Genomic DNA, 23753 nt, shown 5'->3' on the forward strand with positions numbered 1-23753 from the left:
GCGTCAACCCGGCCGGCGCCGTCCCGCCCGTCCGGACCTGAGCAGCCGCAGCAGACCCGCCCCGGCCAGGTACGCCACCAGCGCCGGGGCGGGCAGGCCCAGCGGCTCCGGCGCCGTCTTGGGCGCGAGGCTGTTCAGCAGCAGGCCGAGCAGCACGCCCGCGTACCCGGCGACGGCCAGACCGGCGCGCAGCCGCCGGCCACCCGCCCCGGCCGGCCCGGTCGCGACCGGGCGGCGGGTGCGGGCCTCGACCGGACCGAAGACGGCGACCAGCACGGCCAGCACCGCGGCCAGCGCGAGCAGCCACGGTACGCGCCACGCCCACCAGGCCGCCGAACCGACCGGGGGAGCAGGCAGCACGCCGAGCGCGTCCAACAGGCCGACGAGCAGCACCGCGGCGGTCAGGTGCCAGAGGAACAGCGTGAGCACCACGGCGTTGACCGCGAGCACCGCCTGCCAGGGGCCGGACCGGCGCAGCCAGCGCCCGGCCGGGCGTCGCAGCAGCAGGATGAGGCCGAGCTGGGCGGCGGCCGCGGCCATCAGCGCCAGGCTCGGCGGTGCCGCGTTGTCCAGCCGCTCGCCCGGTACGTGGAGCATCGCCACCGGGTACGGCCCGGCCACCGTGAGCAGCACCAGCGCGACCAGGCCGCCGCCCAGCAGGACCGCGCCGGCCCGGCCGGACAGCGGCAGCCCGCGGCGGAACAGGCCCCGAGGTCCGGCTTCACCAGCATCGGCCGCGTCGGCGCCGGCCGCGTCGCCGGTGCGGCGGGCGTCCGCCCGGGCGGCGTCGTACCAGGCGAAACCGACCTGATGGACGGCCAGCCAGCCGAACAGGTAGTTGCCGTCGGCGAGCGCGGCCGGGCCGAGGAGCCGGCCGAGGTCGCCGAGCGCGACCAGCACCACGAGCGCCGTCGGCACGGCGAGCCCGAACCGGCGGTGCAGCGCGTACATCGGCGGGGTCAGCGCCACCACCGCGACGTAGGCGACCAGGAACCACAGCGGGATGGTGGCGAACCAGACCACTGTGCGCACCTGCCCCGCGTCGGCGCCGCGCAGCGTGGCGATCCCCGCGCCCGCTGACAGGACCAGCAGCAACACGGTGGTGGGGCGGACCAGCCGGGCGCTGCGGTCCACCAGCCACCCGGCTGCCGACCCGCCCCGGCGCCGGCGGGCGGCCAGCGAGGCGGCGTTGGCGTAGCCGCCGACCAGGAAGAACACCGGCATCACCTGGGCCACCCAGGTCAGCGGCCAGGCCCAGCGCAGGTCGGCCAGCGCGGAGTGGCCGGCGGGGCGGCCGTTGTCGTACCCGATGGCTGTGACACCCCAGTGGCCGAGCACGACCATGGTGATGGCCAGCGCCCGGAGCAGGTCGATGTAGCGCTCCCGCCCCGGCGGCGTGCGTTGCGCGAGCTGCCGCAGGCGGCGCATGGGCTCAGGCTAGGCCAGCCGGGCCCGACCGGTACGGATAACGGATCGGTCGAGAGGTCTTGTGGTCCCCGTCGCACTGTCGTAGAAATTCTTCATTGGAAATGCGTCTTGTGAAGACAAGCGACAGGGTGCTCACCGCGCGTACCCGGACCGAGGAGATGCGATGAACAGGCGTGAGATCCTACGGCGCAGCGCCGCCGCCGGTCTGCTGGCCACCCCCGCCGCCGGGCTGCTCGCCGGCTGCGCCACGTCGGGTGGGGGCGACGAGGGCGACAAGGGCGCGTACAAGGGCACCAAGAGCGAGCAGAACCCGCTCGGCGTGGCCGAGGACGCCCCGCTGGAGGTGGTGATCTTCAACGGCGGGTTCGGGGAGGACTACGCCAAGGCCCACGAGGCCATGTACAAGGAGCGCTACCCGAAGGCGGAGATCAAGCACTCGGCCACCGCGGAGATCAGCAAGACGCTCCAGCCCCGCTTCGTCGACGGCAGCCCGCCGGACGTGGTCAACAACTCCGGCGCCGGTCAGATCGACTTCAACGGCCTGGTCTCCCAGAACGCGCTCGCCGACCTGGGCGAGCTGCTCGCCGCGCCGAGCCTCGACACGCCCGGCAAGACGGTCAAGGACACGCTGCTGCCCGGCACCGTCGAGGTCGGCTCCTACGACGGCCGGTTCCTGGTGCTCAACTACACCTACACGGTGTACGGCATCTGGCACTCCACCAAGCTGTTCGCCGACCGCGGCTGGGAGGACGCCAAGACCTGGGACGACCACATCGCGCTCTGCCGCCGGATCAAGGCCGCGGGCATCGCCCCCTGGACGTACGCCGGTGTGCACCCCCGCTACATGAGCTGGCCGCTGATCTCCACCGCGATCAAGCTCGGCGGCCCGTCCGTCGCGCTGGCGATCGACAACCTGGAGCCCAACGCCTGGAAGTCGGACGCCATGAAGACCGCCGCCGACGCCTGGCACCAGATCGTCAAGGACAAGTTCATCCTCGACGGCTCCCCGGGCCTGGACCACAAGCAGTCGCAGACCGCCTGGTGCCAGGGCAAGGCCGCGTTCATCTCCTGCGGCTCCTGGCTGGAGAGCGAGCAGAAGGACGTCACGCCGGCCGGCTTCAACATGACGGTCGCGCCCACGCCGAGCCTGGGCAGCGGCGACAAGCTGCCGTACGAGGCGATCCGCGGCACCGCGGGCGAGCCGTTCATGGTGCCGGCGAAGGCGCGCAACGTCGCCGGCGGCCTGGAGTACTTCCGCACCATGCTGTCCCGCAAGGGCGCCCAGGACTTCACCAAGAAGGTCGCCAGCCTGCCCGTGGTCGCCGGCGCCACCGAGGGCATCGACCTGCCGTACGGGCTCAGCACCGTGGTCAAGGCGCTCGACGCGTCCGGGTCCAACGGCTTCAACTGGGTCTACAACAACTACTACCGCAAGCTGGAGCGCAACCTGGTCGACGCGGCCTGCGGCGAGTTCTTCAGCGGCCGGATCTCCCCGGCCGAGTTCCTCGACCAGTGCCAGAAGGGCGCCGACTCGATCGCCCAGGACAACTCGGTCAAGAAGTACAAGCGGTCCGCGTGATGCGACAGGGCCGCCTCCCCCTGATCCTCACGTTCCTGCTGCCACCACTGGCGTTGTACGGCATCTTCGTGCTGTCGCCGTACCTCCAGGCTTTTCAGATCTCCACCACCGACTGGATGGGCTACTCCGCGCAGGCCGACCCGGTCGGCATGGCGAACTTCCGCACGCTGCTGCACGACGGGTACGTGTGGAACGCGTTGAAGAACAATGCGATCCTGCTCGCCGTGGTGCCGGTGGTGACGATCGGGCTGGGCCTGTTCTTCGCCAGCATGCTCACCATGGGCGGCCGCAAGGGCCGGGCCGGTGTGACCGGGGTGCGCGGCACCTCGGTCTACCGGCTCGTCTACTTCTTCCCCCAGGTGCTCTCGGTGGTGATCATCGCGCTGCTCTGGAAGGAGATCTACAGTCCGACGAGTGGCCTGCTCAACGGCGCCCTGCGCGCCGTCGGGCTGGCCACCCCGGCCTGGCTCGGCGACCCGCGCTTCGCGTTCTGGTGCGTGCTGGCGGTGATGGTGTGGAGCAACGTCGGCTTCTACGTGGTGCTCTTCGGCGCCGCCATGCAGGCCATCCCGCGTGACATCTACGAGGCGGTGCTGCTCGACGGCGCGTCCCGCACCACGATGCTGCGGAAGATCACCATTCCGCTGCTCTGGGACACCATCCAGGTGGCCTGGATCTACCTCGCCATCGCCGCGCTGGACGGCTTCATCCTGGTCCAGCTCATGACCAACGGCGGACCGAACTTCTCCTCCGACGTGATCGGGCTGCGGATGTACGACACGTCGTTCGGCAGCGAGAACAAGTTCGGGTACGCCTCGGCGATCGGTGTGGCGATGTTCTTCCTGACCCTCTCGGTGGCGGTGCTGGCGCTGCGCACCGCCCGGCGTGATCGGATCGAGTACTCGTGACCACAGTGGACCCCGGTGCGGCGACCGGCGCCACGACCGCCGGCACGACCCGCCCGGACGACGCGACCCACCCGGCCGGCGCGGGCCGATCCGCCGACCGGCCGCCGCGCCGCGAGCTGGGCGTGGCGAACGTCTTCTCGCACGGCTTCCTGCTGCTCTGGGCGGCGATGACCGTCCTGCCGCTGGCCTGGATGGTGCTCAGCTCGCTGAAGAGCAACGGCGAGATCATCGCCGAGCCGTGGGGGCTGCCCGAGGCGCTGCGGTTCGACAACTGGTCGCGCGCCTGGACCAGCGCCCACATCGGCCGGTTCTTCTTCAACAGCCTGGTCGTGGTGGCCGGCTCGCTGAGCCTGACCATGCTGCTCGGCGCCACCGCCGCGTACGTCTTCGCGCGGTACGAGTTCCGCGGCCGGCAGGTCGTCTACTACCTGTTCGTCGGCGGCATGATGTTCCCGGTCTTCCTGGCGCTGGTGCCGCTGTTCTTCGTGGTCCGCAGCGTCGGTCTGCTCGGCACCTGGCCGGGCCTGATCCTGGTCTACACCGCGTACTCGCTGCCGTTCACCGTGTTCTTCCTGACCGCGTTCTTCCGGACGCTGCCGACGTCGGTGGCGGAGGCCGCGCTGATCGACGGATGCGGGCATTTCCGGCTGTTCTTCCGGGTGATGCTGCCGATGGCGAGACCGGGACTGATCAGTGTCGGGATCTTCAACTTCCTCAGCCACTGGAACCAGTTCCTGCTGCCGCAGGTGCTCCTGCCCGGCGACGGCCAGGACCGGATGCTCGCCCAGGGGCTGAGTTCGCTCGCGGTGAGCCAGGGCTACGCCGGTGACTACGCCCAGTTGTTCGCCGGCCTGACCATCGCGGTGCTGCCGGTGCTCGTGGTGTACGTGGCGTTCCAGCGCCAGGTCCAGTCCGGACTGACCGCCGGGCAGCTCAAGTGAGGTGGTTGCCACAGGCAACGGGACAGTGGGGAAGATCGAGCTGACCTAGGGTGGGCCGGCACGCTCATCTATCGACAGGAATCTCATGTTCTTCCTCCTCTACACGCTGTTGCTGCTGCTCGGTGGCATCGCGATGATCGCCGTCGGTGTGGCGGTCAAGGAACAGGGGACCGGCTCCCGGATCCTCAACGTGGTGATCGGCCTGGCCTTCTTCGGGTACGGCTTCTATCTGCTGTTCCTCTTCGACGGCGACAGCTACCGGATCTTCTTCTACGTCTTCGTGCTGCCGATCCTGCTGATCGTGCGCGCGGTGAAGGCACGCAAGGAAGCGCGCGAGCAGGCCGCCGCGCAGCAGTTCGCGGGCGGACCGCAGTTCGCGGGCGGCCAGCAGTACCCGGGCGGACCGTCGTTCCCGGGTGGTCAGCAGCACCCGGGCGGGCAGCAGCAGTTCGCGGGCGCGCCGCAGTACCCGGGTGGGCAGCAGCAGCCCGGCATGTACCCGGGGGCGGGGCACGGTCAGCCCGGCCCGGCGTTCCCGCCCGCCCAGGGCCAGCACGCCCCGGGTCAGCCCGCACCGTACGGCGCCGCGCCGCAGGGGCACCCGGGTCAGCCCGCCCCGCAGGGCTGGTACCCGAATCCGCCCGCGCCTCAGGGCAGCGCGCCCCAGGGCCACCCTGGTCAGCCCACGCAGTACGGCCCCGCGCCGCAGGGGCACCCGGGTCAGCCCGCGCCGCAGGGCTGGCACCAGGCTCAGCCGGGTTCGCAGGACCGATACTGATCAGCCGGAGCGCCCCGGCTCACGCCGAGAACTGCCGGAAGCCGCGAGTGGAACGTCATGGGTGTCAAACCGCCGTTTTGACACCCATGGCGTTCCACCCAACAGCGGCCGCCGCAGCGCGGCGGCCAGCGCGGCGGGGCGGCCAGCAGGGCGGGTCAGGTGGGCGGGGGCACCAGGCGGGTGTGCAGTGCCGCCGGGTCGGTCACCTCGGGCAGGTCGCGGGCGGCGAGCCAGGCCGCGGCGGCCGCCCCGTCCCCGGCGCCGTGCAGCGGTGCGCCGGGCCACCGTTCGGCCAGTTCCGCGCGTACCGCGCCGGCCAGCGGGGTGTCACCGGTGAGCAGCCCGCCGCCGAGCACCACCGGTTCGGTGGCGCCGGGCGGGCGGATGCGGGACACGCTCTCGGCCAGCAGCGCCGCGGCCTCGGCGATCAGCGCGGCGGCTGCCGGTTCCCCGTCCCGTGCCGACGACACCACGAGCGGCGCGAGCCGGGCCAGTTCCACAGGCGGCCGCCGGGTCACCGCCTGCACCACGGCTCCGGCCGTCGCCCGCGGCTGAGCGTCCACGGCGGTCGTGCCGGTCAGCTCCGCCAGCACCCGGCGTCCCAGCTCACCGGGGGTCTCCGCGCGGTCCAGGTCGGTCAGCAGCCGCCGGACCGCCTCGCGGCCGAGCCAGAACCCGGAACCCGCGTCGCCGAGCAGCCAGCCGTGGCCGTCGGCGGTGCGGTCCAGCCGCAGGTCGCGTACCTGGGCGGCGATGGCGCCGGTGCCGGCGACGAGCACGGTGCCGTCCGGGGCGGCGGTGCCGGAGGCGTAGGCGACGAGCGCGTCGCCGTGCACGGTGTACGGGCATCGCAGCCCCGCCTCGGCCCACGCGTGGTCGAACGCGTCCCGGCCGCGCGGGTCGGCCAGGAGGCGGCCGGCCCCCGCGAGGCCGATGACGCCGGCGCGTACCCGATGGGGGTCGATGTCGGCGAGCGCCGCGCGCAGGGCGGCGAGCAGCTCGGCGGCGGCCCGCTCGGCGCCGTGGCTGGTGGGGTTGCCGCCGCCGGCCCGGCCGGCGCCCAGACGCGTGCCGTCGAGGCTCAGCGCGGTCGCGCGGGTGGACGTGCCCCCGACATCGAGGCCGAGCACGACGGTGTCCGACATGGTCCTCATGCTGGTCGGCCGCGTCGCCGGGCGCAAGATCGCGCCGGTGCGCCAGGTAACAGTTTGAAAACTTCGCCCACGCCCTTGACACGGAGGGCCCTTCAGTAAGAACTTTTACCACTAACAGTTAACACTCTTTTCCGAAAGGCTTCCGCCGATGGTCGAGCACGAGGTGGAGACTTCCGCGGCGACCGCGGTGGTCGATGCCGGTCCGGCCGACCGGCTGGGCGCCGACGGGGTGCTGGCCAGGGTCCGGGCCGGTACGGGGGAGTTGACCGGGGCGCTGCGCCGGGTCGCCGAGCACGTGCTCAGCGACCCGGAGGCGGCGGCCCGGGCCACCATCGTCGAGCTGGCCGAGCGCAGCGGCACGTCACCGGCGACCATCACCCGGTTCTGCCGGGCGATGGGCTTCGAGGGCTACGCCGACCTGCGGCTCGGCATCGCCGCCGAGACCGGGCGGGCCCGCTCGGCCGGCTGGACCGTCGACATCGGACGGGAGATCCAGCCCGGCGACCCGCTGTCCCGGGTGCTCGACCAGATCATGGCCGCCGACACGCGGGCCATGCACGACACCGCCGCGCTGCTCGACCTGGCCGAGGTGGAACGCGCGGCGGTCGCCATCGCCGGGGCCAGCCGGGTGAACATCTTCGGGGCCAGCGGCAGCGCGCTCGTCGGCGAGGAGATGCAGTTCAGCCTGCACCGCATCGGCGTCGCCGCGTGGGCCTGGAGCGACGTGCACGAGGGCCTGGCGAGCGCCGCGCTGCTGGGCGCCGGGGACGTGGCGCTCGGCATCTCGCACACCGGGCAGACCCGGGAGACGATCGAGCTGCTCGCCGAGGCGGGCAGTCGCGGGGCCACCACAGTCGCGCTGACCGGCTTCCCCCGCTCGCCGCTGGCCGAGCTGGCCGACATCGTGCTGGTGACCGCGAGCCAGGCCACCACGTTCCGGCCGGACGCGCTCTCCGCCCGGCACCCGCAGCTCGTCGTGCTCGACCTGCTCTACATCGCGGTGGCGCAGCGCACCCACGACCGCGCCCACGCGGCCTTCCGGCGTACCGCCCAGGCCGTCGACGGGCACAAGGCCGCGAAGGGGGCCCTCTCATGATCAGTGCCCAGCGGTACGCCGACGCGGTCCGCCCGGTGCTCGACCGGCTGGTGGACAGCCAGGCCGTGGCGGTGGATCGCGCGGCCGACCTGATCGCCTCCGGGCTGCGCGCAGGATGCGTGCTCCAGGCGTTCGGCGCCGGCCACTCGGAGGCGTTCGCCGCCGAGCTGGTCGCCCGGGCCGGTGGCCTGGTCCCCGCCAACCGGCTCTCCCTGCACGACCTCGTGTTGCACGGCGACGCGCCCCGCGACGTGCTCGCCGACCCGAAGCTGGAACGCGACCCGGCCGTGGCGCACCAGCTCTACGCCCTGGCGGCGCCGCAGCCGGGGGACGTGTTCGTGGTCGCCTCGCAGTCCGGCATCAACGGCTCGGTGGTCGAGCTGGCGACGCTGGTCAAGCGCGGCGGCCATCCGTTGATCGCTGTCACCTCGGTCGAGCACACCGCCCGGGTAGCTCCTCGGCACCCCTCCGGGCACCGGCTCGCCGACCTCGCCGACGTCGTGCTGGACAACGGCGCGCCGTACGGCGACGCACTGCTGCCGCTCGAGGGCGGCGGCGCGGTCTGTGCGGTCTCGTCGGTCACCGCGGCGCTGCTGGCGCAGCTGCTGACCGCCGAGGTCGTACGACGGTTCCACCAGGCCGGAGAGGTACCCCCTGTCTACCTCTCCGCCAACGTCCCCGGTGGGGACGAGCACAACCTCGCCCTCGAGTCGCGGTACGCCGGGCGTCTCCGGCGGACCGCCTGACCCGACCCACAAGGAGAGACAAGATGTCGGTTTCCCCCGAGAAGTTCGGCGACGTCAGCCGTCGGACCCTGCTGCGGCGCGCCGCGGCGGCCGGTCTGCTGGCCGTACCGGCGGCGGGTCTGCTGAGCGCGTGCGCCGGCAGCGAGCCGAGCAAGTCCGACGGCGGCGGCGCGGCCAAGAGCAAGGACAACCCGTTCGGCGTCAAGGACGGCAGCGCGGTCAAGGTGGTCGTCTTCAACGGTGGCCTGGGTGACCAGTGGGCCAAGGAAGACAAGGTCATCTTCAACGCCAAGCACCCGAACATCACGGTCAACATGTCTTCGACCCAGAAGATCAAGACCGAAGAGCAGCCCAAGATGGCGACGCAGCCGAGCGATCTGGTGATGAACTCGGGCGCCGACATGATGGACCGCAGCACGCTGATCAACGAGGGCGCGATCGAGCCGCTGGACGACCTGCTCACCGCGCCGGCCTGGGACAGCGAGGGGACCGTGGCCGACAGCCTGCTGCCGGGCACGGTCGCCGACGGTACGCAGAACGGCAAGTTCTACGTCGTGAACGTCGCGTACACGGTGTGGGGCAACTGGTACAACGCCGCGCTGTTCAAGAAGGAGGGCTGGACGGCGCCGACCACCTGGGACGAGTTCTTCGCGCTCGCGCCGAAGATCAAGGCCAAGGGCATGGCGCCGTACGTGCACGACGCGGTGCACGGCTACTACCCGCGCTGGGCGCTGTTCGCCAGCATCTGGAAGGCGGTCGGCAAGCAGGCCGTCGTCGACATCGACAACCTGAAGGACGGCGCCTGGAAGGCCGACGGCATCGTCGCGGCGCTGGAGCCGTGGGAGAAGCTGGTCAAGGACAAGCTGCTGCTGCCGGGCAAGCTCGACCACACCCAGTCGCAGCAGGCGTTCCTGGACGGCAAGGCGGCCTTCATCCAGGTCGGCACCTGGCTGAAGAACGAGATGGCCGCGACCATCCCGCCGGGCTTCGAGATGACCATCTCCGACTACTGGAGCAAGAGCGGGGACAAGGCCGCCAAGGACGTCTTCGCCTCCTCCGGCGAGGGCTTCGTGGTGCCGAGCAAGGCGCCGAACAAGGAGGCCGCGAAGGAGTTCCTGCGGGCCATCCTCTCCAAGGCCGGTTCGGCGAAGTTCGCCGAGCTGACCAAGTCGCTGGCCTCCACCAAGGGCTCCGGCGACAACGTCCAGGACACCGCGCTGGCGTCGGCGAACTCGCTGATGAAGAACGGCAGCTCGGACCTGATCTCGGTGAAGTTCCCGGACTTCTACGCCGACCTGGACAAGGAGAGCCAGAACCTCTCCGAGGAGCTGATGGCCGGCCGCCTGACCGCGCAGCAGTTCGTCGACAAGATGCAGGCGGCCGCCGACAAGGTCGCCAAGGACTCGTCGATCAAGAAGCAGACCCGCACCGCCTGATCACCGCGAGGAAGTGAGTCCAATGCGGCACGGAGTCGCGCGTTTCGTCACGGGCTTCCTGGCCCTGCCCGTCGCGCTGTACCTGTTCTACGTGGTGTGGCCGTTCGCCCAGGCGGCGGGTTACTCGCTGACCGACTGGGGCGGGTACTCCGATTCCCAGCGCTTCGTCGGGCTGGACAACTACGTCCGGCTGTTCTCCGACGAGCTGATCCGGAAGGCGTTCTGGCACAACGTGTTCTTCCTGGTCACCGTGCCGCTGTTCACGATCGCGCTGGCCCTGTTCCTCGCGTTCCTGCTCAACGTGGGCGGACGCGAGGACAGGGCCGGCATCCGCGGGGTGTTCGGCTCCGGGCTCTACAAGGTCATCTTCTTCTTCCCGCAGGTGCTGTCGCTGGTGGTCATCGCCGTCATGTGGCAGCAGATCTACCGCACCGACGGGCAGGGCCTGATCAACGGCCTGCTCATCAAGATCGGGCTGGTCGACGCGGACAACCCGATCGCCTTCACCGCCGACCCGGAGCCGTTCCTCGGCGTGCCGGCGGTGCTCTGGTGGCTGCTGTTCATCGCGGTGTGGAGCGGCGCCGGCTTCTACATGGTGCTGTTCTCCGCCGCGATGCAGTCCATCCCGAAGGACATCTACGAGGCCGCGATCCTCGACGGCGCGGGCCGGTTCCACACGTTCTTCCGGGTGACCCTGCCGCTGCTGCGGGACAGCATCTCGGTCGCCTGGGTCTACCTGGGCTTCATCGCGCTGGACATGTACGCGCTGGTCTTCGTCATGACGCCGAGCCAGGGCGGGCCGAACCACGCCAGCGAGATCTTCGCCTCGGTGATCCAGTTCAACGCGTTCCAGAAGGGCCAGTTCGGTTACGCCTGCGCGATCGCCGTCGCGCTGGCCATCTTCACCATCCTGCTGGCCGCGCTCCAGCTGAGGATCACCCGCCGTGAGCGGATCGAGTACTGAGGAGGTCTGGACGATGAGCACTGTGACCCACACCTCCGGCCCGGCCCGGTCCGACACGGCGCCGCCGGACCGGCCGCCGGCGGACCGGCGCGCGAAGGACGTCGGCAACGGCTTCGGCGGCCGGATCTTCAACGGCTTCTCGCACCTGTTCCTCGCGGTCTGGGCGATCATGGTGGTCTACCCGCTGCTGTGGGTGGTGATGTCGGCGCTCAAGACCGACTCCGAGGTGATCCGCGAGCCGCTGTCGCTGATCCCCGACGCGTTGCAGTGGGACAACTTCGCCCGCGCCTGGACCGCCGGGATCGACAGCTTCTTCCTGAACACGCTGCTCGTGCTCGTGTTCAGCGTGACGCTGACGATGCTGCTGGGCTCGATGGCCGCGTACGCCCTGGCGCGCTACGAGTTCCGCGGCAACCGGCTGATCTACTGGATGTTCCTGTCCGGGCTGACGCTGCCGATCTACCTGGCCGCTGTGCCGCTGTTCAAGGGCGTCTACAACACCGGGGTGAGCCTCCCGCTGCTCGGCCCGAACAAGCACCTCATGCTGATCCTGGTCTACGTGGCCTGGTCGCTGTCGTTCACGATCTTCTTCATGCACTCGTTCTTCCGGACGCTGCCCGACTCGATCGCCGAGGCGGCCCAGGTCGACGGGGCCTCGCACACCCGCACGTTCTTCAGCGTGATGCTGCCGATGGCCAAGCCGGGCCTGATCAGCATCGGCATCTTCAACGTGCTCGGCCAGTGGAACCAGTGGTACCTGCCGACGCTGCTCATGCAGTCGGTGTCCGGCGAGCCGAAGAACCAGGTGATCGCCCAGGGTCTGATCGAGCTGTCGGTCAACCAGGGCTACAAGTCCGACTGGTCCGGACTCTTCGCCGGTGTCACCATGGCGATGCTTCCGGTGCTGATCGTGTACATCGTCTTCCAGCGCCAGGTGCAGTCCGGCCTCACCGCCGGCGTCGGCAAGTAATCCTCCGGGGGGTGTAAGGAAGGGCCCCTTGTTAACGCTCGGCGTTAACAAGGGGCCCTTCCTCTACCGCAGGCGTTAAGAGGGGGCCCTTCCTTACACGCGGAGCGTGTCAGGGGGAGGGGGCAGAATGCGTCCGTGCTGGTGGCGGTGGTGGCGGACGAGCGGGGCGGCGGCGTGCTGCAACCGCTGCACGCCGACGGCACCCCGTCCGGCCCGGCCGAGGAGGTCACCGACCTGGCCGCCGCCGTGGCCGCCCGGGAGGCCGCCGGGCACCCCCGCTGGGTCTGGGCCGCCTGGGCGGGCGCCTACCCGGCGCTGCTGCGCGCCGGGGTGCGCCTCGACCGCTGCCACGACGTCGAGCTGACCGAGGCGCTGCTGCTCGGGCACGCGGGCCGGTGGGGCGAGCCCCGCGCGCTACCAGCCGCCTGGGCCCGGGTCACCGGCGCGCCGGTCCCGCCGGACCCGGCGCCCCGCCCGCCCGAGCCGCCGGGCCACGCCCAGGCCGCGCTCTTCGAGCCGCCGTCCGGCCCGCCCGGTCCGGGCATCACGGCGTTGACCCGGGTGTACGCAGACCAGCTCGCCCGGATCGCCGCGACCACCCACCCCGGCCGGTTCCGGCTCCTGGTGGCCGCCGAGTCGGCCGGCGCGCTGGTGGCCGCCGAGATGGGCGCGGCCGGTCTGCCCTGGCGCGCCGACGTGCACGACGCCATCCTGGCCGACCTGCTCGGCGAGCCGTCCCCGGTCGGCGGGCCACCGCGCCGGCTGGCCGAGTTGCAGGCCCGGATCGCTGACGCGTTCGGCGTACGCCAGGTGCACGCCGACTCGCCCGCGGAGCTGTTGCGGGCGTTCGCCCGCGCGGGCGTGGACCTGCCGAACACGCGCGCCTGGGTGCTGCGCGGGGTGGAGCACCCGGCGGCGCCGCTGGTCCTCGAATACAAGGAGCTGTACCGGATCTGGACGGCGCACGGCTGGGCCTGGCGCGACGCCTGGGTCTCCGGCGGCCGGTTCCACCCGGAGTACGTACCGGGCGGCGTGGTCTCCGGCCGGTGGGCGACCCGGGGCGGCGGGGCGTTGCAGATCCCGAAGGTGATCCGGCAGGCAGTGGTGGCGGACCCGGGCTGGACGTTCGTGGTCGCAGACGCGGGTCAGCTCGAACCGCGTGTGCTCGCGGCGGTCTCCGAGGACGAGCGGCTGGCGGCGGCGGGCGGCGCCGGTGACCTGTACGCCGCGCTGGCCCGGGACGCGTTCGCCGGTGACCGGGCGAAGGCCAAGGTGGCCCTGCTCGGGGCGATGTACGGGCAGACCGGCGGGGCGGCCGTGCCGGCCCTGGCGGTGCTGCGGAAGAACTATCCGACCGCGTTCGGCTACGTCGAGGCGGCGGCGCGCACCGGTGAGGCGGGCGGGCTGGTCCGGTCCTGGCTGGGGCGTACCTGCCCGCCCGGGTCGGCGGGGTTCGCCGAGGGGGAGGAGGCGATGCCCGACGGCGGGGCCGATCCGCACAGCCCGTCGGCCCGGGCGGCCCGCTCGCGGGGGCGCTTCACCCGCAACTTCGTCATCCAGGCCACTGCTGCCGAGTGGGCCTCCACGCTGCTGGCCACGTTGCGCACCGAGCTGGCCGGCACGGAGGCGGAGCTGGTCTTCTTCCAGCACGACGAGGTGATGGTGCACTGCCCGGCCGGGCAGGCGGCAACCGTCGCCGAGGCGGTCACCGCCGCCGGCGCGCGGGCCACCCGCCTGCTGTTCGGCGACACCCCGGTCCGGTTCCCGCTCGACCTGTCGACAGTGGACTGCTACGCGGACGCGGCATAGTCACGCAATTTTCCGTTTTGCCCCGCTACCCGCCCCCGGCCGCGCTCGTTGGGCCCGGTGTGCGTACGACGGGACGGACCGGGCGGCTGTGCCCGGTCCGTCCCCTGATCGAGGGGGCACCGCTGAACCGGATCGCTGCAATGATCATCGCCGCCGGTGGCGGCCGCCGCATCGGCGGACCCGAAGCGCTGCTGCACCAGGGCGAGAAGCCGCTGGTCAGCCAGATGATCGACACGATGGCCGAGGCGGGCTGCGCGCAGGTCGTGGTCGTCCTGGGCGCGGCGGCCGAGCAGGTGCGGCAGACCACCGACCTGAGCGGCGCCACTGTGGTGGTCAACCGCGCCTGGGGCACCGGGGTGGGCTCCTCGATCCGGGCCGGGCTCGCCGCGCTCACCGACGACGACATCGAGGCGGTCGTCGTGGTGCCTGTGGACATGCCCGGGCTCACCGCGGCGGCGGTCCGCCGGGTCACCGCGCTGCCGTACCCGGACGTGCTGGTCTGCGCCACCTACGACGGGCTGCGCGGCTACCCGATGCTGTTCGGCCGCAGGCACTGGTCCGGCATCGCCACGCTGGCCAGCGCGGACGTGGGGGCACGGCCGTACCTGCTGGCGCACAAGGACCAGATCGTCGACATCGCCTGCGACGCGGTGGCCGACGGCAGCCGGATCGACAGCCCGGAGCTGATGGCGCTGTACGGCCTGTCCATCCCCGAACAGCGCGTCGGCGCCTGAGGCGCGCCCCGCTGTCGGACCCGGATGCCACGATGCCGTCATGGCCTACGACGAGGACCTGGCGAACCGGGTACGGGAAGCCCTCGGGCACGAGCCCGGCATCACCGAGCGGCGCATGTTCGGCGGCCTGGCGATGATGCTGCGCGGCAACATGGCGGTGGTGGTGCGCGGCGCGGGCGGCCTGATGGTCCGGGTCGACCCGGCCGAGGCCGAGCGCGCGCTGGCCGAGCCCGGTGCCGAGGCGACAGTCATGCGGGGCCGGGAGATGCGGGGCTGGGTCACCGTGTCGCCCGATGCCTGCGAGCGCGACCCGGACCTGACCCGCTGGGTCGGCAGGGGCGTCCGCTTCGCGCGCACCCTCCCGGCGAAGTAGCGCGACAGCGGGGGAAATCCGGCTGCGCGGCCGGGCCGTCCGGCCTACGCTCCTGACCTGCCGCCGACGACGGCGGCGGATCGGAGACGGGCGGATGGCGGTTCACCTCTACGCGGTCAGCCTCGACGCGGGCGACCCGCGGCGGCTCGCGCGGTTCTGGTCCGGGGTGCTCGGCCGGGAGATCCTCGACGACCCGCGCGAAGGCGTGGCGCTGGGCGGCGACGCCCACAGCGACTTCCGCATCCGGTTCCTGCCCAGCACTGCGCCGAAGACAGTGCAGAACCGGATCCACTTCGACCTGACCAGCGCGTCGCCGCAGGCCCAGCGGGACACCGTCGACCGGGCGCTGACGCTGGGCGGGCAGCACATCGACATCGGCCAGGGGCCGGACGACGACCAGGTGGTGCTCGCCGACCCGGAGGGCAACGAGTTCTGCGTCATCGAGGCGGGCAACAACTTCCTCGCCGGCTGCGGCCCGGTCGGCGCTGTCAACTGCGACGGCACCCGGGCGGCAGGCCTCTTCTGGAGCGAGGCGCTGGGCTGGCCGCTGGTCTGGGACCAGGACGAGGAGACAGCGATCCAGTCGCCGCGCGGGGGCGCGAAGGTCACCTGGAGCGGCCCGCCGCTGATGCCCAGCGGCGGGCGGGACCGCGTACACCTGGATCTGATCGCGGACGGCGACCGGGACGCGGAGGTCGACCGGCTGCTGGCGCTCGGCGCGACCCGGGCCGGTACGGGAGAACACACCGCTGACGACGTGGTGCTGGCCGACCCGGACGGCACCGAGTTCTGCCTCCTGACGCCCCGCTGAGGCGGGTGCGGCCCCGGGGGACCGCACCCGCACCGATCAGCGCAGCCGCAGGCTCGGCTCCAGCGTGACCTCGAACAGCCGGTCCCACGGCAGCTCGACCCGCACCGCGGTGACCCGGTCCAGTGTCGCGGTGAACGTCCTGCGTCCGCGTACCCCGAGCACCAGCTCGCGCCCGGCGAAGTGGTCGGCGAAGTACCGCTCGGTCAGCGGCACCAGCCGGTCACGTACCCAGCCGTCGAAGTAGCGCTTCTGCTCGGCGGTCAGCGCCAGCGGATCCCAGCCCTGCGCGCGGGCGTGCGCGTACGCCTCGACCTGCACCACGTTCTTCCACGGGTCGTCCTTGACGAACCGGTAGAGCAGGTACTCGGCGTGCGCCTGGGCCGGTCCGCGCAGCTCCGGCACGCCGAAGCCGCTGCCGGACGAGCGCAGGTACGCCCACCGCGCGGTGCCGTGCGCGAGCGCCAGCCCGAGCGCGTTGCCGCCGGTGTTCCACCCCGAGTACGACAGCAGCGCCGGCAGGTCCAGGCGGGACTCCATCCGGGACACCAGGTCGTGGTCGCCCTTGTTGACGATCAGCGGGTCCACCACGATCACCGGGGTGCCGGCGGCCAGCAGCTCACCGATGCGGCCGACGAACGCGTCCAGGTCGGCGGCCCGCTGTCCGGCCGCCGCCGAGGGGGTGTTCACCGCGAGGACGATGTCCGCGTCGCCGGTCACCACCCGGCCGCCCACCGAGGTGACGTGCCGGCGGATGTTCTCCGCGAACGGGATGCCCTCCAGCGCGGCGGTCCAGCCCTCGCCGGACACCCCGGCGTACTCCACCCGGTAGGTGGGCGTGGCGCCGGCGGCGACGACCCGCGCGACGAGCAGCGCGTTGACCTCGTCGGCGCCGGGGAAGATCTCCACCCGGTCGCCGACGCCGAGCCGCGCCACCAGCGCCTCCAGCTCGACCCGCTCGGCGCGGGCCAGGCCGACCGGCGCGGTGTCGTCCTCGGAGAGCACCAGGTGGCTGATCGTCCCGTCTGCGACCCACTCCACCATCAGCCGGTTGACCTGGTGGTTGCGTGCCCGCGCGGCCAGGTAGTCCTCGACCACGGCGTCCGGGATGCGCGCCCGCACGGCGTCGAGCTGGCCGCGCAGCGACTCCTGGCCCAGGTTGACCACATGGTCGTACAGCTTGGCCCACTGGACCAGCAGGTCACGGTAGTTGTCCAGGTCGGTGCCGGTGCTGGTGATCGCGAGCCGCTGGATCGTGTCGTGCACCTCGATGACCGCGTCCGACCGGCGTGCGCGCAGCCGCCGGATGGCCTCCAGGTTGCGCAACGCGTCGGCCAGGGCCGGTGCCGCGGTACGCGAGGCGATCAGCCCGCCGTACGCCAGCATGCTCACCGAGATCACGTACCCGTCGACGCCGTCGGTGCCGTCGAGCCAGCGGGCGATGCCGGCGCCGTCACCGGGGGTGAAGAAACGGCCCAGCAGGTTCCGCGGCGGCAGCAGCACCTCGGCGTCGGCGCTCGCACCGGTCATCTCCGCGCAGTACGTGTTGACCGGCCGGTCGTCCAGCGGCACCAGCGCCACGCTCGGTCGCCGGCCAGCGGGCCGGGCGAACGCGGGGCCGCCGAGGGCGACTGTGGCCAGGCCGGCCGCGCCGGTGGCCGCAAGAAGGGTTCTTCTCTTCATCGATGCTCCCTTTTCTCCGGCGCGCTCGCCGCCCGGGGGGTGGCCGGAACCAGCCGGCGGGTGATCCACAGCGGTGAGGTGACGGCGTTGCCCATCACCACCGCGTGGGCGCCCGCCTCGAAGGCCCGGCTGATCTGCTCCGTGGTCCGGTAGCGCCCTTCGGCGATCACCGGTACGGGCAGCAGCGCGGCGAGTCGTGCCACGAGCCCGAGGTCGGGCCCGTCGATCGGTGGGCCGGCCGGCGTGTAGCCGGACAGCGTGGTGGCGACCGCGTCCGCGCCGGCCTCGACGGCGGCGACGCCCTCGGCCACAGTGGCGACGTCGGCCAGGACCAGCGCGTCGCTCTGCTCGTGCACCGCGCGGACGGTGTCGGCGAAGGTCCGCCCGTCGGGCCGGGGGCGGTCGGTGGCGTCCACCGCGACGACGTGCGACCCGGCCCGCACCGCCTCCAGCGCGTGCCCGGCGGTCGGGGTGATGAACACGCCCTGCGTGCCGTGCTTGTACAACCCGATCACCGGCACGTCGACGGCGGCGCGTACCGCCCGCACGTCGTCGGGACCGTTGACCCGGACCGCCACCGCGCCGCCGCGCACCACGGCGGCCGCCACGCGGGCCTGGACGTACGGGTCGCGCATCGGGTCGTCCGGGTCGTCGGGCAGGGGCTGACAGGACACGACCAGCCCGCCGGCCAGTTCGTCCAGGACACTCACGTGCTTGTTCCTCCGTCGTGGTGGATCGGTGCGGTGGCGAGCCGGGCGGCGCCGACCACCACCGCGTCGGCGTCCAGCGCCGCGGGAAGCAGCGGCACGTGCGCCCAGCCGCCTGGTAGCTCCGCCCGGTAGGCGGCCGTCGCGGCGGGAAGCACTGTGGCGGCGGCGCCGCCCGCGACCACCACCGCGTCCGGGTCGAGCAGGGCGACCAGCCCGGCCAGGGCCGCGCCGAGCGCGGCGCCGGCCCGGTCGACGACCTGCCGGGCGGTCGCGTCACCGGCCGCCGCGCGCCGCGCCACCTCCCGGCCGGTGACCGGGTCACCGCCGGCGAGCGCGTACGCGGCGGCCAGGCCGGTGCCGGAGGCGATCGCCTCCAGGTGCCCGTACCGGCCGCAGCCGCAGCGCAGCCGGTGTGCGCCCGGTGCCGGCAGGTGCCCGAGCTGGCCGGCCGCGCCCCGGGCGCCGCACTCGACCCGCCCGTCGTTGACGATCGCGCCGCCCAGGCCGGTGCCGACGGCGGCCAGCAGCACGTGCCCCCGGCCCTGTCCGGCGCCGGCCCAGCACTCGCCGAGCGCCGCCGCGGCGACGTCGTTGGTGACGCGCACCGGCCGGCCCAGCCGCGCGGCCAGCTCGTCGGCGACCGGGGTGCCGGCCCATCCGGGCAGGCTGTCGGTCGCGTACCGGATGGCGCCGGTCGCCGGGTCGACGGTGCCCGCGGTGCCCACCCCGACCGGCCCGGGGCCGGCGGCGGCGAGCAGGTCCGCGGCCAGGCCGGCGGCGGTGTCCAGCACCGCGGCCGGCCCGCCGCGCGCGGGGGTGGGCGCCTCGCGGCGGCCGAGCACCCGCGCACCGGGACCGACGAGGGCGGCGGCGGTCTTGGTGCCGCCGATGTCGATCCCGACGACCGGACCGGTCATCCCTTCAGACCGGTGTGCGCGAGGCCCTCGACGAACTGCTTCTGCGCGATGACGAACACCGCCAGCACCGGCAGTGCGGTCATCGACGCCGCCGCCAGCTGGACGTCCCACATCGGACCGCCGTACGCGTCGACGAACTGGGTGAGCGCCTGCGGCAGGGTGAACTTGTCCGGCGAGGAGAGGAACACGATCGGTTCCAGGTACAGGTTCCAGCTGTGCAGGAACGTGAAGATGGCCACCGCGCCGAGCGCGGGCCGGGACAGCGGCAGCGCGATCTTCCAGAACGTGGCGAAGCGTCCCAGCCCGTCGACCCGCGCCGCCTCCTCCAGCTCACCGGGGAGGCTGATGAAGAACTGCCGCATGATGAACGTCGCCAGCACGCTCGGCGCCCCGAAGATCGGCACCAGGATCAGCGGCCAGTGGGTGTCGATCAGGTCGAGCTTGAAGAACATCTGGAACAGCGGCACGATCGTCACCTCGCTCGGGATGAGCAGGCCCGCGAGGACGACCAGGAACAGCACGTTCTGTCCCCGGAACCGGATCCGCGCGAACGCGTACCCGGCCAGCGACGCCACGGCCAGCGTGCCGACGGTGACCAGCAGCGCGATGTAGAGGCTGTTCAGGTACTGCTGCCCGAACGGCTGCAGCTCGAACACCCGCCGGTACGCGTCCAGCCGCGGATCGGTCGGCAGTAGCTGCGGCGGGAAGGAGAAGATGTCCGCCACCGGCTTCAGCGACGAGGTGACCATCCACCAGGTGGGGAACACGAACGGGACGGCCAGGACCATCAGCACCCCGTAGAGCACCAGCTTGGTCCGCCGGGACAGGTCACGATTCATGGAAGACCCACCTCTTGCGCATCTGCCACTGCAGCACTGTCAGCGCGAGCACGATGACGAACAGCAGGATCGACAGCGTCGCGCCGTAGCCGAAGTGATGGAACTGGAAGGCCTGCTGGTAGAGGTAGTAGACGAGCACAGTGGTCGAGGTGCCGGGCCCACCCTGGGTGAGCACCGCGATCTGCGCGAAGACCTGCAGCGAGCCGACCACCGTGATGATCGACGTGAGCATGATCGTGGGGCTGATCAGGGGCACGGTGATCCGCCAGAACTGGCGCATCCGGCTCGCGCCGTCGACCTCGGCGGCCTCGTACAGATCGGCCGGCACGCCCTGCAGGGCGGCCAGGAACAGCACCATGTTCAGGCCGACGTTCTTGAACACCTGCACGACGATCACCGACAGCATCGCCGTGCCCTCGCCGCGCAGCCAGTTGGGGCCGTCGACGCCGATGGTGTCGAGCAGGCCGTTGATGCCGCCGTTGTCCTGCAGCAGGAAGCCCCAGACGATGGTCCACGCGACCAGCGAGACCACCACGGGGGAGAAGAACAGGGTGCGGAACACGATGGTGCCGCGCAGCTTCTGGTTGAGCAGGACGGCCAGCAGCAACGCCAGGCCGAGGTTGAACACGACCAGGCCGACCGAGAACAGGCCGGTCGACCGCAGCACCGGGCCCAGGTTGGGGTCGTCGGCCAGCGCGGCGTAGTTGTCGGTGCCGATGTAGTCGAAGCTGCCGGCCAGCACGTTCCACTCGTGCAGGCTGTACCAGACCACGAGGACCAGCGGCAGGATCACGAAGACCACGCTGCCGAGCAGCTGCGGGGTGATGAACAGGTATCCGGTGAGCTGGTCCCGGCGGCGGGTGGTCCAGAACGGCCGGGCCCGGCCCGGGGCGGGCCCGGCAGCAGCCGGGCCCACCCTGGTGTCCGTCTGGGTCATGATCCTCGGCCCTACTTCGCCAGCAGCGGCTGGATCTTGGAGCAGACGCCGTCGAGTACGCCCTTGACGTCCGCGTCCGCCTTCCACAGCGGGTCGAGCGCGGCGCGCACCTGCTGGCTCAGCTCGGCCTGCCCGGAGTGGCTGGGCTTGACAGTGCCGTTGGTGATGCCGTCGATGACGACCTTCTGCAGCTGTTCCGGCTTGAGCTTCGGGTTCGTCTTGGCCAGCGTCTCGGCGGTCAGCTGGGACTGCCGCGGCGGCGGGAAGAACTGCGCCAGCTTCGCCGAGTTGGCAGGGTTGGTGAAGAAGGCCAGGAAGTCGGCGGCCTGCTCGGCGTGCGGGCTCTTCTTCATCACGCCGATGCCGGCCTGGCCGACCACCGCGTACGGGCCCTTCGGGCCGGCCGGCAGCGGGACCAGGTCCCAGTCGAAGCCGTTCTCCTTCAGCAGCGAGGCGCGGGAGATCTGGGTGACGGTCATGGCGGCGTCACCGGCGAAGAAGTCGGCGGTCGTGCCCGGACCGGGCAGCGCCTTGCCGGTGAAGATCGCCTTGTGCAGCGTGGTCATCGCCTCGACCATCTCCGGGCTGTTGAACCCGCAGCTGCGGCCGTCCTCGCTCCACGCCTGGGCGCCCCAGCCGGTCCAGAACGTGGCCAGGTTGTCCCAGCCCTTGTAGTCGAAGTCGCGGACCACGAGCCCGGCCTTGCCCGACTTCGCCGCTGTGGCGCCGGCCGCGGCGAGCGCGGTGTCCCAGTTCCACTGCCCGGCCGCGATCAGCTCGGCCGGGGTCTTCTGCCCGGCCTTCTTGAGCATGTCGTTGTTGACGAACACGCCGAACGGCGAGGTCGAGAACGGGTACGCGAAGAGCTTCCCGTCGTTTCGCCAGAGCTTCAGCGTGGCGGGGGAGAGGTCGTCGTACTGGTAGCCGTCGGCCTTCTTCAGCGTGTCGTCGAGCGGGCTCAGCGCGCCGGAGGCGACGAAGTCCGGCGCCGAGTTCTCGAAGATCCACGCGAGGTCCGGCGCGTTGCCGCCGGCGATCTGCGTGGTCAGCGTCGTGGTGTAGTTCTCGAACGGCAGCGGGTCGAACTTGATCTCCGCGACGTCCGGGTTGTTCTTGCGGTACTCGTCGGCGATCTCGTTGAACAGCTTGAGGTGCGCCTCGTTCGCCGACCAGACGGTCATCCGCAGGCTCGCCGGACCGTCGTCCTTGGCGTCGCCGCCACCGCCGCAGGCGGTCAGGGCGAGCACACCGGTCATGGTCGCCGCGACCAGGCCGGACAGTCTTCCGTATCTCACTTTCTTCTCCTCACCGGGGGTTCAGTAGCCCGCGATCTGCGGCCAGCGGCATTCCACGCCGGCGGCCGAGATGCGGTCCGTGAATTCGGCCAGCAGGCGGGGGGTGCCGCGGACCGCGCGCGGGGACTCGCCCCGCGCAAGGCAGAAGTCGGCCAGCAGGCCGGCGACCTCACCGACGTTCCACTCGACCGGGTGCAGTCGGTAGCTGCCGTTGGTGACGTGCGTGGTGCCGATGTTCTTGCCGGCCGGCAGCAGGTTCTCCATCCGCTGCGGGATGAGCGCGCCGAGCGGGATCTCGAACGGGCAGGAGCCGACGTCGATGTAGTTGTCACCGCCGGTCGACGGGTGCAGGTCGATGCGGTACATGCCGACGCCGACCGAGTCGGGGTAGCTCACCGCGCCGTGCTCGCCGCGTACCGCGAGGGAGAGGTCCTGCTCGACCACCGTGTACTCGGCGCGGATGCGGCGCGACTCCCGGATGTAGGGCGCCTGCGCCAGCCCGTCGGGGCTGCCGGTCACGTCGCCGCGCAGCCGCAGCCCCGGGTAGCCGGTGCCGCCGTCGGGGCGGGGCGCCTCGGTCTGCAGCCAGTACAGGACGGAGTACGACAGCTCGCGCGCCTGGGACAGGTGCCAGGACGCGTTCGGCACGTCGATGACCGGGCCCTCGAAGTAGTCGATCATCGGCCAGTTGACGAGCGTGATGTCGCTGCCGTACGCGCCGTCGACGAAGTTGCGCCGCGCCGCGATGCGCCGGAACGTCCACAGGTTGCCGTCGCCCGGGTTGAGCCGCTGGTCGGCGTTGACGCCCAGCGGGTCGTCGTCCGGGTTGGGGGTGAAGCTGCGCTCCACGATCTCCAGCGTGCGCGGGTGCGGCGACCGCCAGGACAGCAGCCGGTCGCCCCAGAAGTCCGGCTTGTAGTCGCGCCAGAAGTCGTAACCGGCGGGACGGTCGATGGTGTGGTCGCCGTCGACGTGGTCCAGCGCGAAGCAGACGGACACCGCCTGCATGTTCAGCGGCTGCGCCTCGGTGGGCGCGCTCGGCTCACCGGTCTGCGCCTGCGACTCGAACCCGGTCACGTACTCGGTGCCGGTCAGCGGCAGCAGCTCACCGGTCTCGGTGGCGTCCAGGACGTACGGCGCCTCCACCTCGATCCGCTCGTCGCGGTCCCGGTGGACGAGCGTCACGCCGGTGACCCGGTCGCCGTCGGTCTCGGCCGCGACCGGCCGGTACGGCTGCAGCACCGTCAGCCGCCCGGACCCCCGGTACGGCGCGAGCATCTGCTCCAGGACGGCGACCGCGACGCGGGGCTCGTGGCAGAGCCGGCTCACCCAGCCGGCGCCCGGGTTCAGGTCGGTCCACGCCCGGGACCGCTCGGTCAGCGGGTAGTGGCGGCGGTAGTAGTCGCGGATGCCGTCGCGCAGCTCCCGGTAGCTCGCGGTGGCGCCGAACTGCTCGATCCAGGAGTGCTCGTCCGGCGGGACCGCCTGGCTGGTGAGCTGCCCGCCGAGCCAGTCGAACTCCTCGGTCAGGATGACGGACCGGCCGGCACGGGCCGCGGCCAGCGCCGCGGCGACGCCGCCCAGTCCGCCCCCGACGACGAGGACGTCCGCACGCATTAGTACCACTTGCTTCCTTCCAGTTGCGCGG

General features: G+C 72.0%; 22 protein-coding genes. 13 read left to right on the plus strand and 9 right to left on the minus strand.

What is annotated here, in order from left to right:
• Positions 1 to 3: 3 nt before the first annotated feature.
• Entirely contained in the window at positions 4 to 1428 is a 1425-nt protein-coding gene (locus ML5_RS20365) for an acyltransferase (RefSeq protein ID WP_013475959.1), read from the minus strand.
• 163 nt (positions 1429 to 1591) lie between these two features.
• Here ML5_RS20365 and ngcE (ML5_RS20370) point away from each other — a divergent pair, with 163 nt between their 5' ends.
• The 4 genes from ngcE (ML5_RS20370) to ML5_RS20385 all read left to right on the plus strand — a co-directional run bounded on the left by ngcE (ML5_RS20370) (position 1592) and on the right by ML5_RS20385 (position 5634).
• A complete protein-coding gene (gene ngcE, locus ML5_RS20370) occupies positions 1592 to 3007 on the plus strand; it encodes an N-acetylglucosamine/diacetylchitobiose ABC transporter substrate-binding protein (RefSeq protein WP_013287345.1) in 1416 nt (471 codons plus the stop codon).
• Positions 3007 to 3915, plus strand: a complete 909-nt coding sequence (locus ML5_RS20375; protein WP_013287344.1) for a carbohydrate ABC transporter permease — start codon at positions 3007 to 3009, stop codon at positions 3913 to 3915. Before ngcE (ML5_RS20370) ends, ML5_RS20375 begins: the two co-directional genes overlap by 1 nt.
• A complete protein-coding gene (locus ML5_RS20380; protein ID WP_013287343.1) occupies positions 3912 to 4856 on the plus strand; it encodes a carbohydrate ABC transporter permease in 945 nt (314 codons plus the stop codon). Before ML5_RS20375 ends, ML5_RS20380 begins: the two co-directional genes overlap by 4 nt.
• Before the next feature lie 85 nt (positions 4857 to 4941).
• Positions 4942 to 5634, plus strand: coding sequence for a hypothetical protein (locus tag ML5_RS20385; protein WP_013475960.1), 693 nt, complete (start codon positions 4942 to 4944; stop codon positions 5632 to 5634).
• Between the two features lie 155 nt (positions 5635 to 5789).
• Here ML5_RS20385 and ML5_RS20390 read toward each other — a convergent pair whose 3' ends face one another.
• The gene (locus ML5_RS20390) at positions 5790 to 6779 is read right to left on the minus strand and encodes an N-acetylglucosamine kinase (RefSeq protein WP_013475961.1); all 990 of its coding nucleotides are present in this window, start codon (positions 6777 to 6779) and stop codon (positions 5790 to 5792) included.
• Between the two features lie 157 nt (positions 6780 to 6936).
• Here ML5_RS20390 and ML5_RS20395 point away from each other — a divergent pair, with 157 nt between their 5' ends.
• The 9 genes from ML5_RS20395 to ML5_RS20435 all read left to right on the plus strand — a co-directional run bounded on the left by ML5_RS20395 (position 6937) and on the right by ML5_RS20435 (position 15727).
• Positions 6937 to 7884 (plus strand): MurR/RpiR family transcriptional regulator, encoded by a 948-nt coding sequence (locus tag ML5_RS20395; RefSeq protein ID WP_013287340.1) that lies wholly within the window; start codon positions 6937 to 6939, stop codon positions 7882 to 7884.
• Complete coding sequence (locus tag ML5_RS20400) at positions 7881 to 8630, plus strand: SIS domain-containing protein (protein ID WP_013287339.1); 750 nt, start codon at positions 7881 to 7883, stop codon at positions 8628 to 8630. Before ML5_RS20395 ends, ML5_RS20400 begins: the two co-directional genes overlap by 4 nt.
• A 23-nt stretch (positions 8631 to 8653) precedes the next feature.
• On the plus strand, positions 8654 to 10066 hold the full coding sequence (ngcE, locus tag ML5_RS20405) for an N-acetylglucosamine/diacetylchitobiose ABC transporter substrate-binding protein (protein WP_013287338.1): 1413 nt from the start codon (positions 8654 to 8656) through the stop codon (positions 10064 to 10066).
• Between the two features lie 22 nt (positions 10067 to 10088).
• Positions 10089 to 11030, plus strand: a complete 942-nt coding sequence (locus ML5_RS20410; protein WP_013287337.1) for a carbohydrate ABC transporter permease — start codon at positions 10089 to 10091, stop codon at positions 11028 to 11030.
• Positions 11031 to 11043: 13 nt separating this feature from the next.
• Positions 11044 to 12000, plus strand: coding sequence for a carbohydrate ABC transporter permease (locus ML5_RS20415; RefSeq protein ID WP_013475962.1), 957 nt, complete (start codon positions 11044 to 11046; stop codon positions 11998 to 12000).
• A 135-nt stretch (positions 12001 to 12135) separates the two neighbouring features.
• Positions 12136 to 13809, plus strand: a complete 1674-nt coding sequence (locus ML5_RS20420; RefSeq protein ID WP_236619241.1) for a bifunctional 3'-5' exonuclease/DNA polymerase — start codon at positions 12136 to 12138, stop codon at positions 13807 to 13809.
• Positions 13810 to 13949: 140 nt separating this feature from the next.
• Positions 13950 to 14543, plus strand: a complete 594-nt coding sequence (locus ML5_RS20425; RefSeq protein WP_013287334.1) for an NTP transferase domain-containing protein — start codon at positions 13950 to 13952, stop codon at positions 14541 to 14543.
• Positions 14544 to 14583: 40 nt separating this feature from the next.
• Positions 14584 to 14916 (plus strand): TfoX/Sxy family protein, encoded by a 333-nt coding sequence (locus tag ML5_RS20430; RefSeq protein WP_013287333.1) that lies wholly within the window; start codon positions 14584 to 14586, stop codon positions 14914 to 14916.
• Positions 14917 to 15010: 94 nt separating this feature from the next.
• Positions 15011 to 15727 (plus strand): VOC family protein, encoded by a 717-nt coding sequence (locus tag ML5_RS20435; RefSeq protein ID WP_013475964.1) that lies wholly within the window; start codon positions 15011 to 15013, stop codon positions 15725 to 15727.
• A gap of 36 nt (positions 15728 to 15763) precedes the next feature.
• On the opposite strand, the gene ML5_RS20440 is transcribed toward ML5_RS20435, so the two are convergent.
• From ML5_RS20440 to ML5_RS20470, 7 genes are read right to left on the minus strand one after another with little or no spacing between them, the layout of a single operon-like run.
• Entirely contained in the window at positions 15764 to 17407 is a 1644-nt protein-coding gene (locus tag ML5_RS20440) for a DUF4127 family protein (protein WP_013475965.1), read from the minus strand.
• A complete protein-coding gene (locus ML5_RS20445) occupies positions 17404 to 18117 on the minus strand; it encodes an N-acetylmannosamine-6-phosphate 2-epimerase (protein ID WP_013475966.1) in 714 nt (237 codons plus the stop codon). Before ML5_RS20445 ends, ML5_RS20440 begins: the two co-directional genes overlap by 4 nt.
• Positions 18114 to 19034: an ROK family protein gene (locus ML5_RS20450; RefSeq protein ID WP_013475967.1), complete on the minus strand. Its 921-nt coding sequence runs from the start codon at positions 19032 to 19034 to the stop codon at positions 18114 to 18116. The genes ML5_RS20445 and ML5_RS20450 overlap by 4 nt, the downstream gene beginning before the upstream one ends.
• A complete protein-coding gene (locus ML5_RS20455; RefSeq protein WP_013475968.1) occupies positions 19031 to 19873 on the minus strand; it encodes a carbohydrate ABC transporter permease in 843 nt (280 codons plus the stop codon). The genes ML5_RS20450 and ML5_RS20455 overlap by 4 nt, the downstream gene beginning before the upstream one ends.
• Complete coding sequence (locus ML5_RS20460) at positions 19863 to 20810, minus strand: carbohydrate ABC transporter permease (RefSeq protein ID WP_013475969.1); 948 nt, start codon at positions 20808 to 20810, stop codon at positions 19863 to 19865. Before ML5_RS20460 ends, ML5_RS20455 begins: the two co-directional genes overlap by 11 nt.
• Positions 20811 to 20821: 11 nt before the next feature.
• Positions 20822 to 22105, minus strand: a complete 1284-nt coding sequence (locus ML5_RS20465; RefSeq protein ID WP_013475970.1) for an ABC transporter substrate-binding protein — start codon at positions 22103 to 22105, stop codon at positions 20822 to 20824.
• Between the two features lie 21 nt (positions 22106 to 22126).
• Positions 22127 to 23722, minus strand: coding sequence for an FAD-dependent oxidoreductase (locus ML5_RS20470; RefSeq protein ID WP_041784231.1), 1596 nt, complete (start codon positions 23720 to 23722; stop codon positions 22127 to 22129).
• Between the last annotated feature and the right edge of the window lie 31 nt (positions 23723 to 23753).

This window comes from Micromonospora sp. L5, assembly GCF_000177655.2.
In the GTDB taxonomy this organism is placed as follows: Bacteria; Actinomycetota; Actinomycetes; order Mycobacteriales; family Micromonosporaceae; genus Micromonospora; species Micromonospora aurantiaca.

Coding starts and splice junctions, on each gene's coding strand:
- ML5_RS20460 (WP_013475969.1), bottom strand. CDS start 20,810: ATGACCCAGACGGACACCAGGGTGGGCCCGGCTGCTGCCGGGCCCGCC.
- ML5_RS20430 (WP_013287333.1), top strand. CDS start 14,584: ATGGCCTACGACGAGGACCTGGCGAACCGGGTACGGGAAGCCCTCGGG.
- ML5_RS20365 (WP_013475959.1), bottom strand. CDS start 1,428: ATGCGCCGCCTGCGGCAGCTCGCGCAACGCACGCCGCCGGGGCGGGAG.
- ML5_RS20470 (WP_041784231.1), bottom strand. CDS start 23,722: ATGCGTGCGGACGTCCTCGTCGTCGGGGGCGGACTGGGCGGCGTCGCC.
- ngcE (WP_013287345.1), top strand. CDS start 1,592: ATGAACAGGCGTGAGATCCTACGGCGCAGCGCCGCCGCCGGTCTGCTG.
- ML5_RS20410 (WP_013287337.1), top strand. CDS start 10,089: ATGCGGCACGGAGTCGCGCGTTTCGTCACGGGCTTCCTGGCCCTGCCC.
- ML5_RS20390 (WP_013475961.1), bottom strand. CDS start 6,779: ATGTCGGACACCGTCGTGCTCGGCCTCGATGTCGGGGGCACGTCCACC.
- ML5_RS20395 (WP_013287340.1), top strand. CDS start 6,937: ATGGTCGAGCACGAGGTGGAGACTTCCGCGGCGACCGCGGTGGTCGAT.
- ML5_RS20400 (WP_013287339.1), top strand. CDS start 7,881: ATGATCAGTGCCCAGCGGTACGCCGACGCGGTCCGCCCGGTGCTCGAC.
- ML5_RS20375 (WP_013287344.1), top strand. CDS start 3,007: ATGCGACAGGGCCGCCTCCCCCTGATCCTCACGTTCCTGCTGCCACCA.
- ML5_RS20385 (WP_013475960.1), top strand. CDS start 4,942: ATGTTCTTCCTCCTCTACACGCTGTTGCTGCTGCTCGGTGGCATCGCG.
- ngcE (WP_013287338.1), top strand. CDS start 8,654: ATGTCGGTTTCCCCCGAGAAGTTCGGCGACGTCAGCCGTCGGACCCTG.
- ML5_RS20450 (WP_013475967.1), bottom strand. CDS start 19,034: ATGACCGGTCCGGTCGTCGGGATCGACATCGGCGGCACCAAGACCGCC.
- ML5_RS20415 (WP_013475962.1), top strand. CDS start 11,044: ATGAGCACTGTGACCCACACCTCCGGCCCGGCCCGGTCCGACACGGCG.
- ML5_RS20440 (WP_013475965.1), bottom strand. CDS start 17,407: ATGAAGAGAAGAACCCTTCTTGCGGCCACCGGCGCGGCCGGCCTGGCC.
- ML5_RS20435 (WP_013475964.1), top strand. CDS start 15,011: ATGGCGGTTCACCTCTACGCGGTCAGCCTCGACGCGGGCGACCCGCGG.
- ML5_RS20455 (WP_013475968.1), bottom strand. CDS start 19,873: ATGAATCGTGACCTGTCCCGGCGGACCAAGCTGGTGCTCTACGGGGTG.
- ML5_RS20425 (WP_013287334.1), top strand. CDS start 13,950: ATGATCATCGCCGCCGGTGGCGGCCGCCGCATCGGCGGACCCGAAGCG.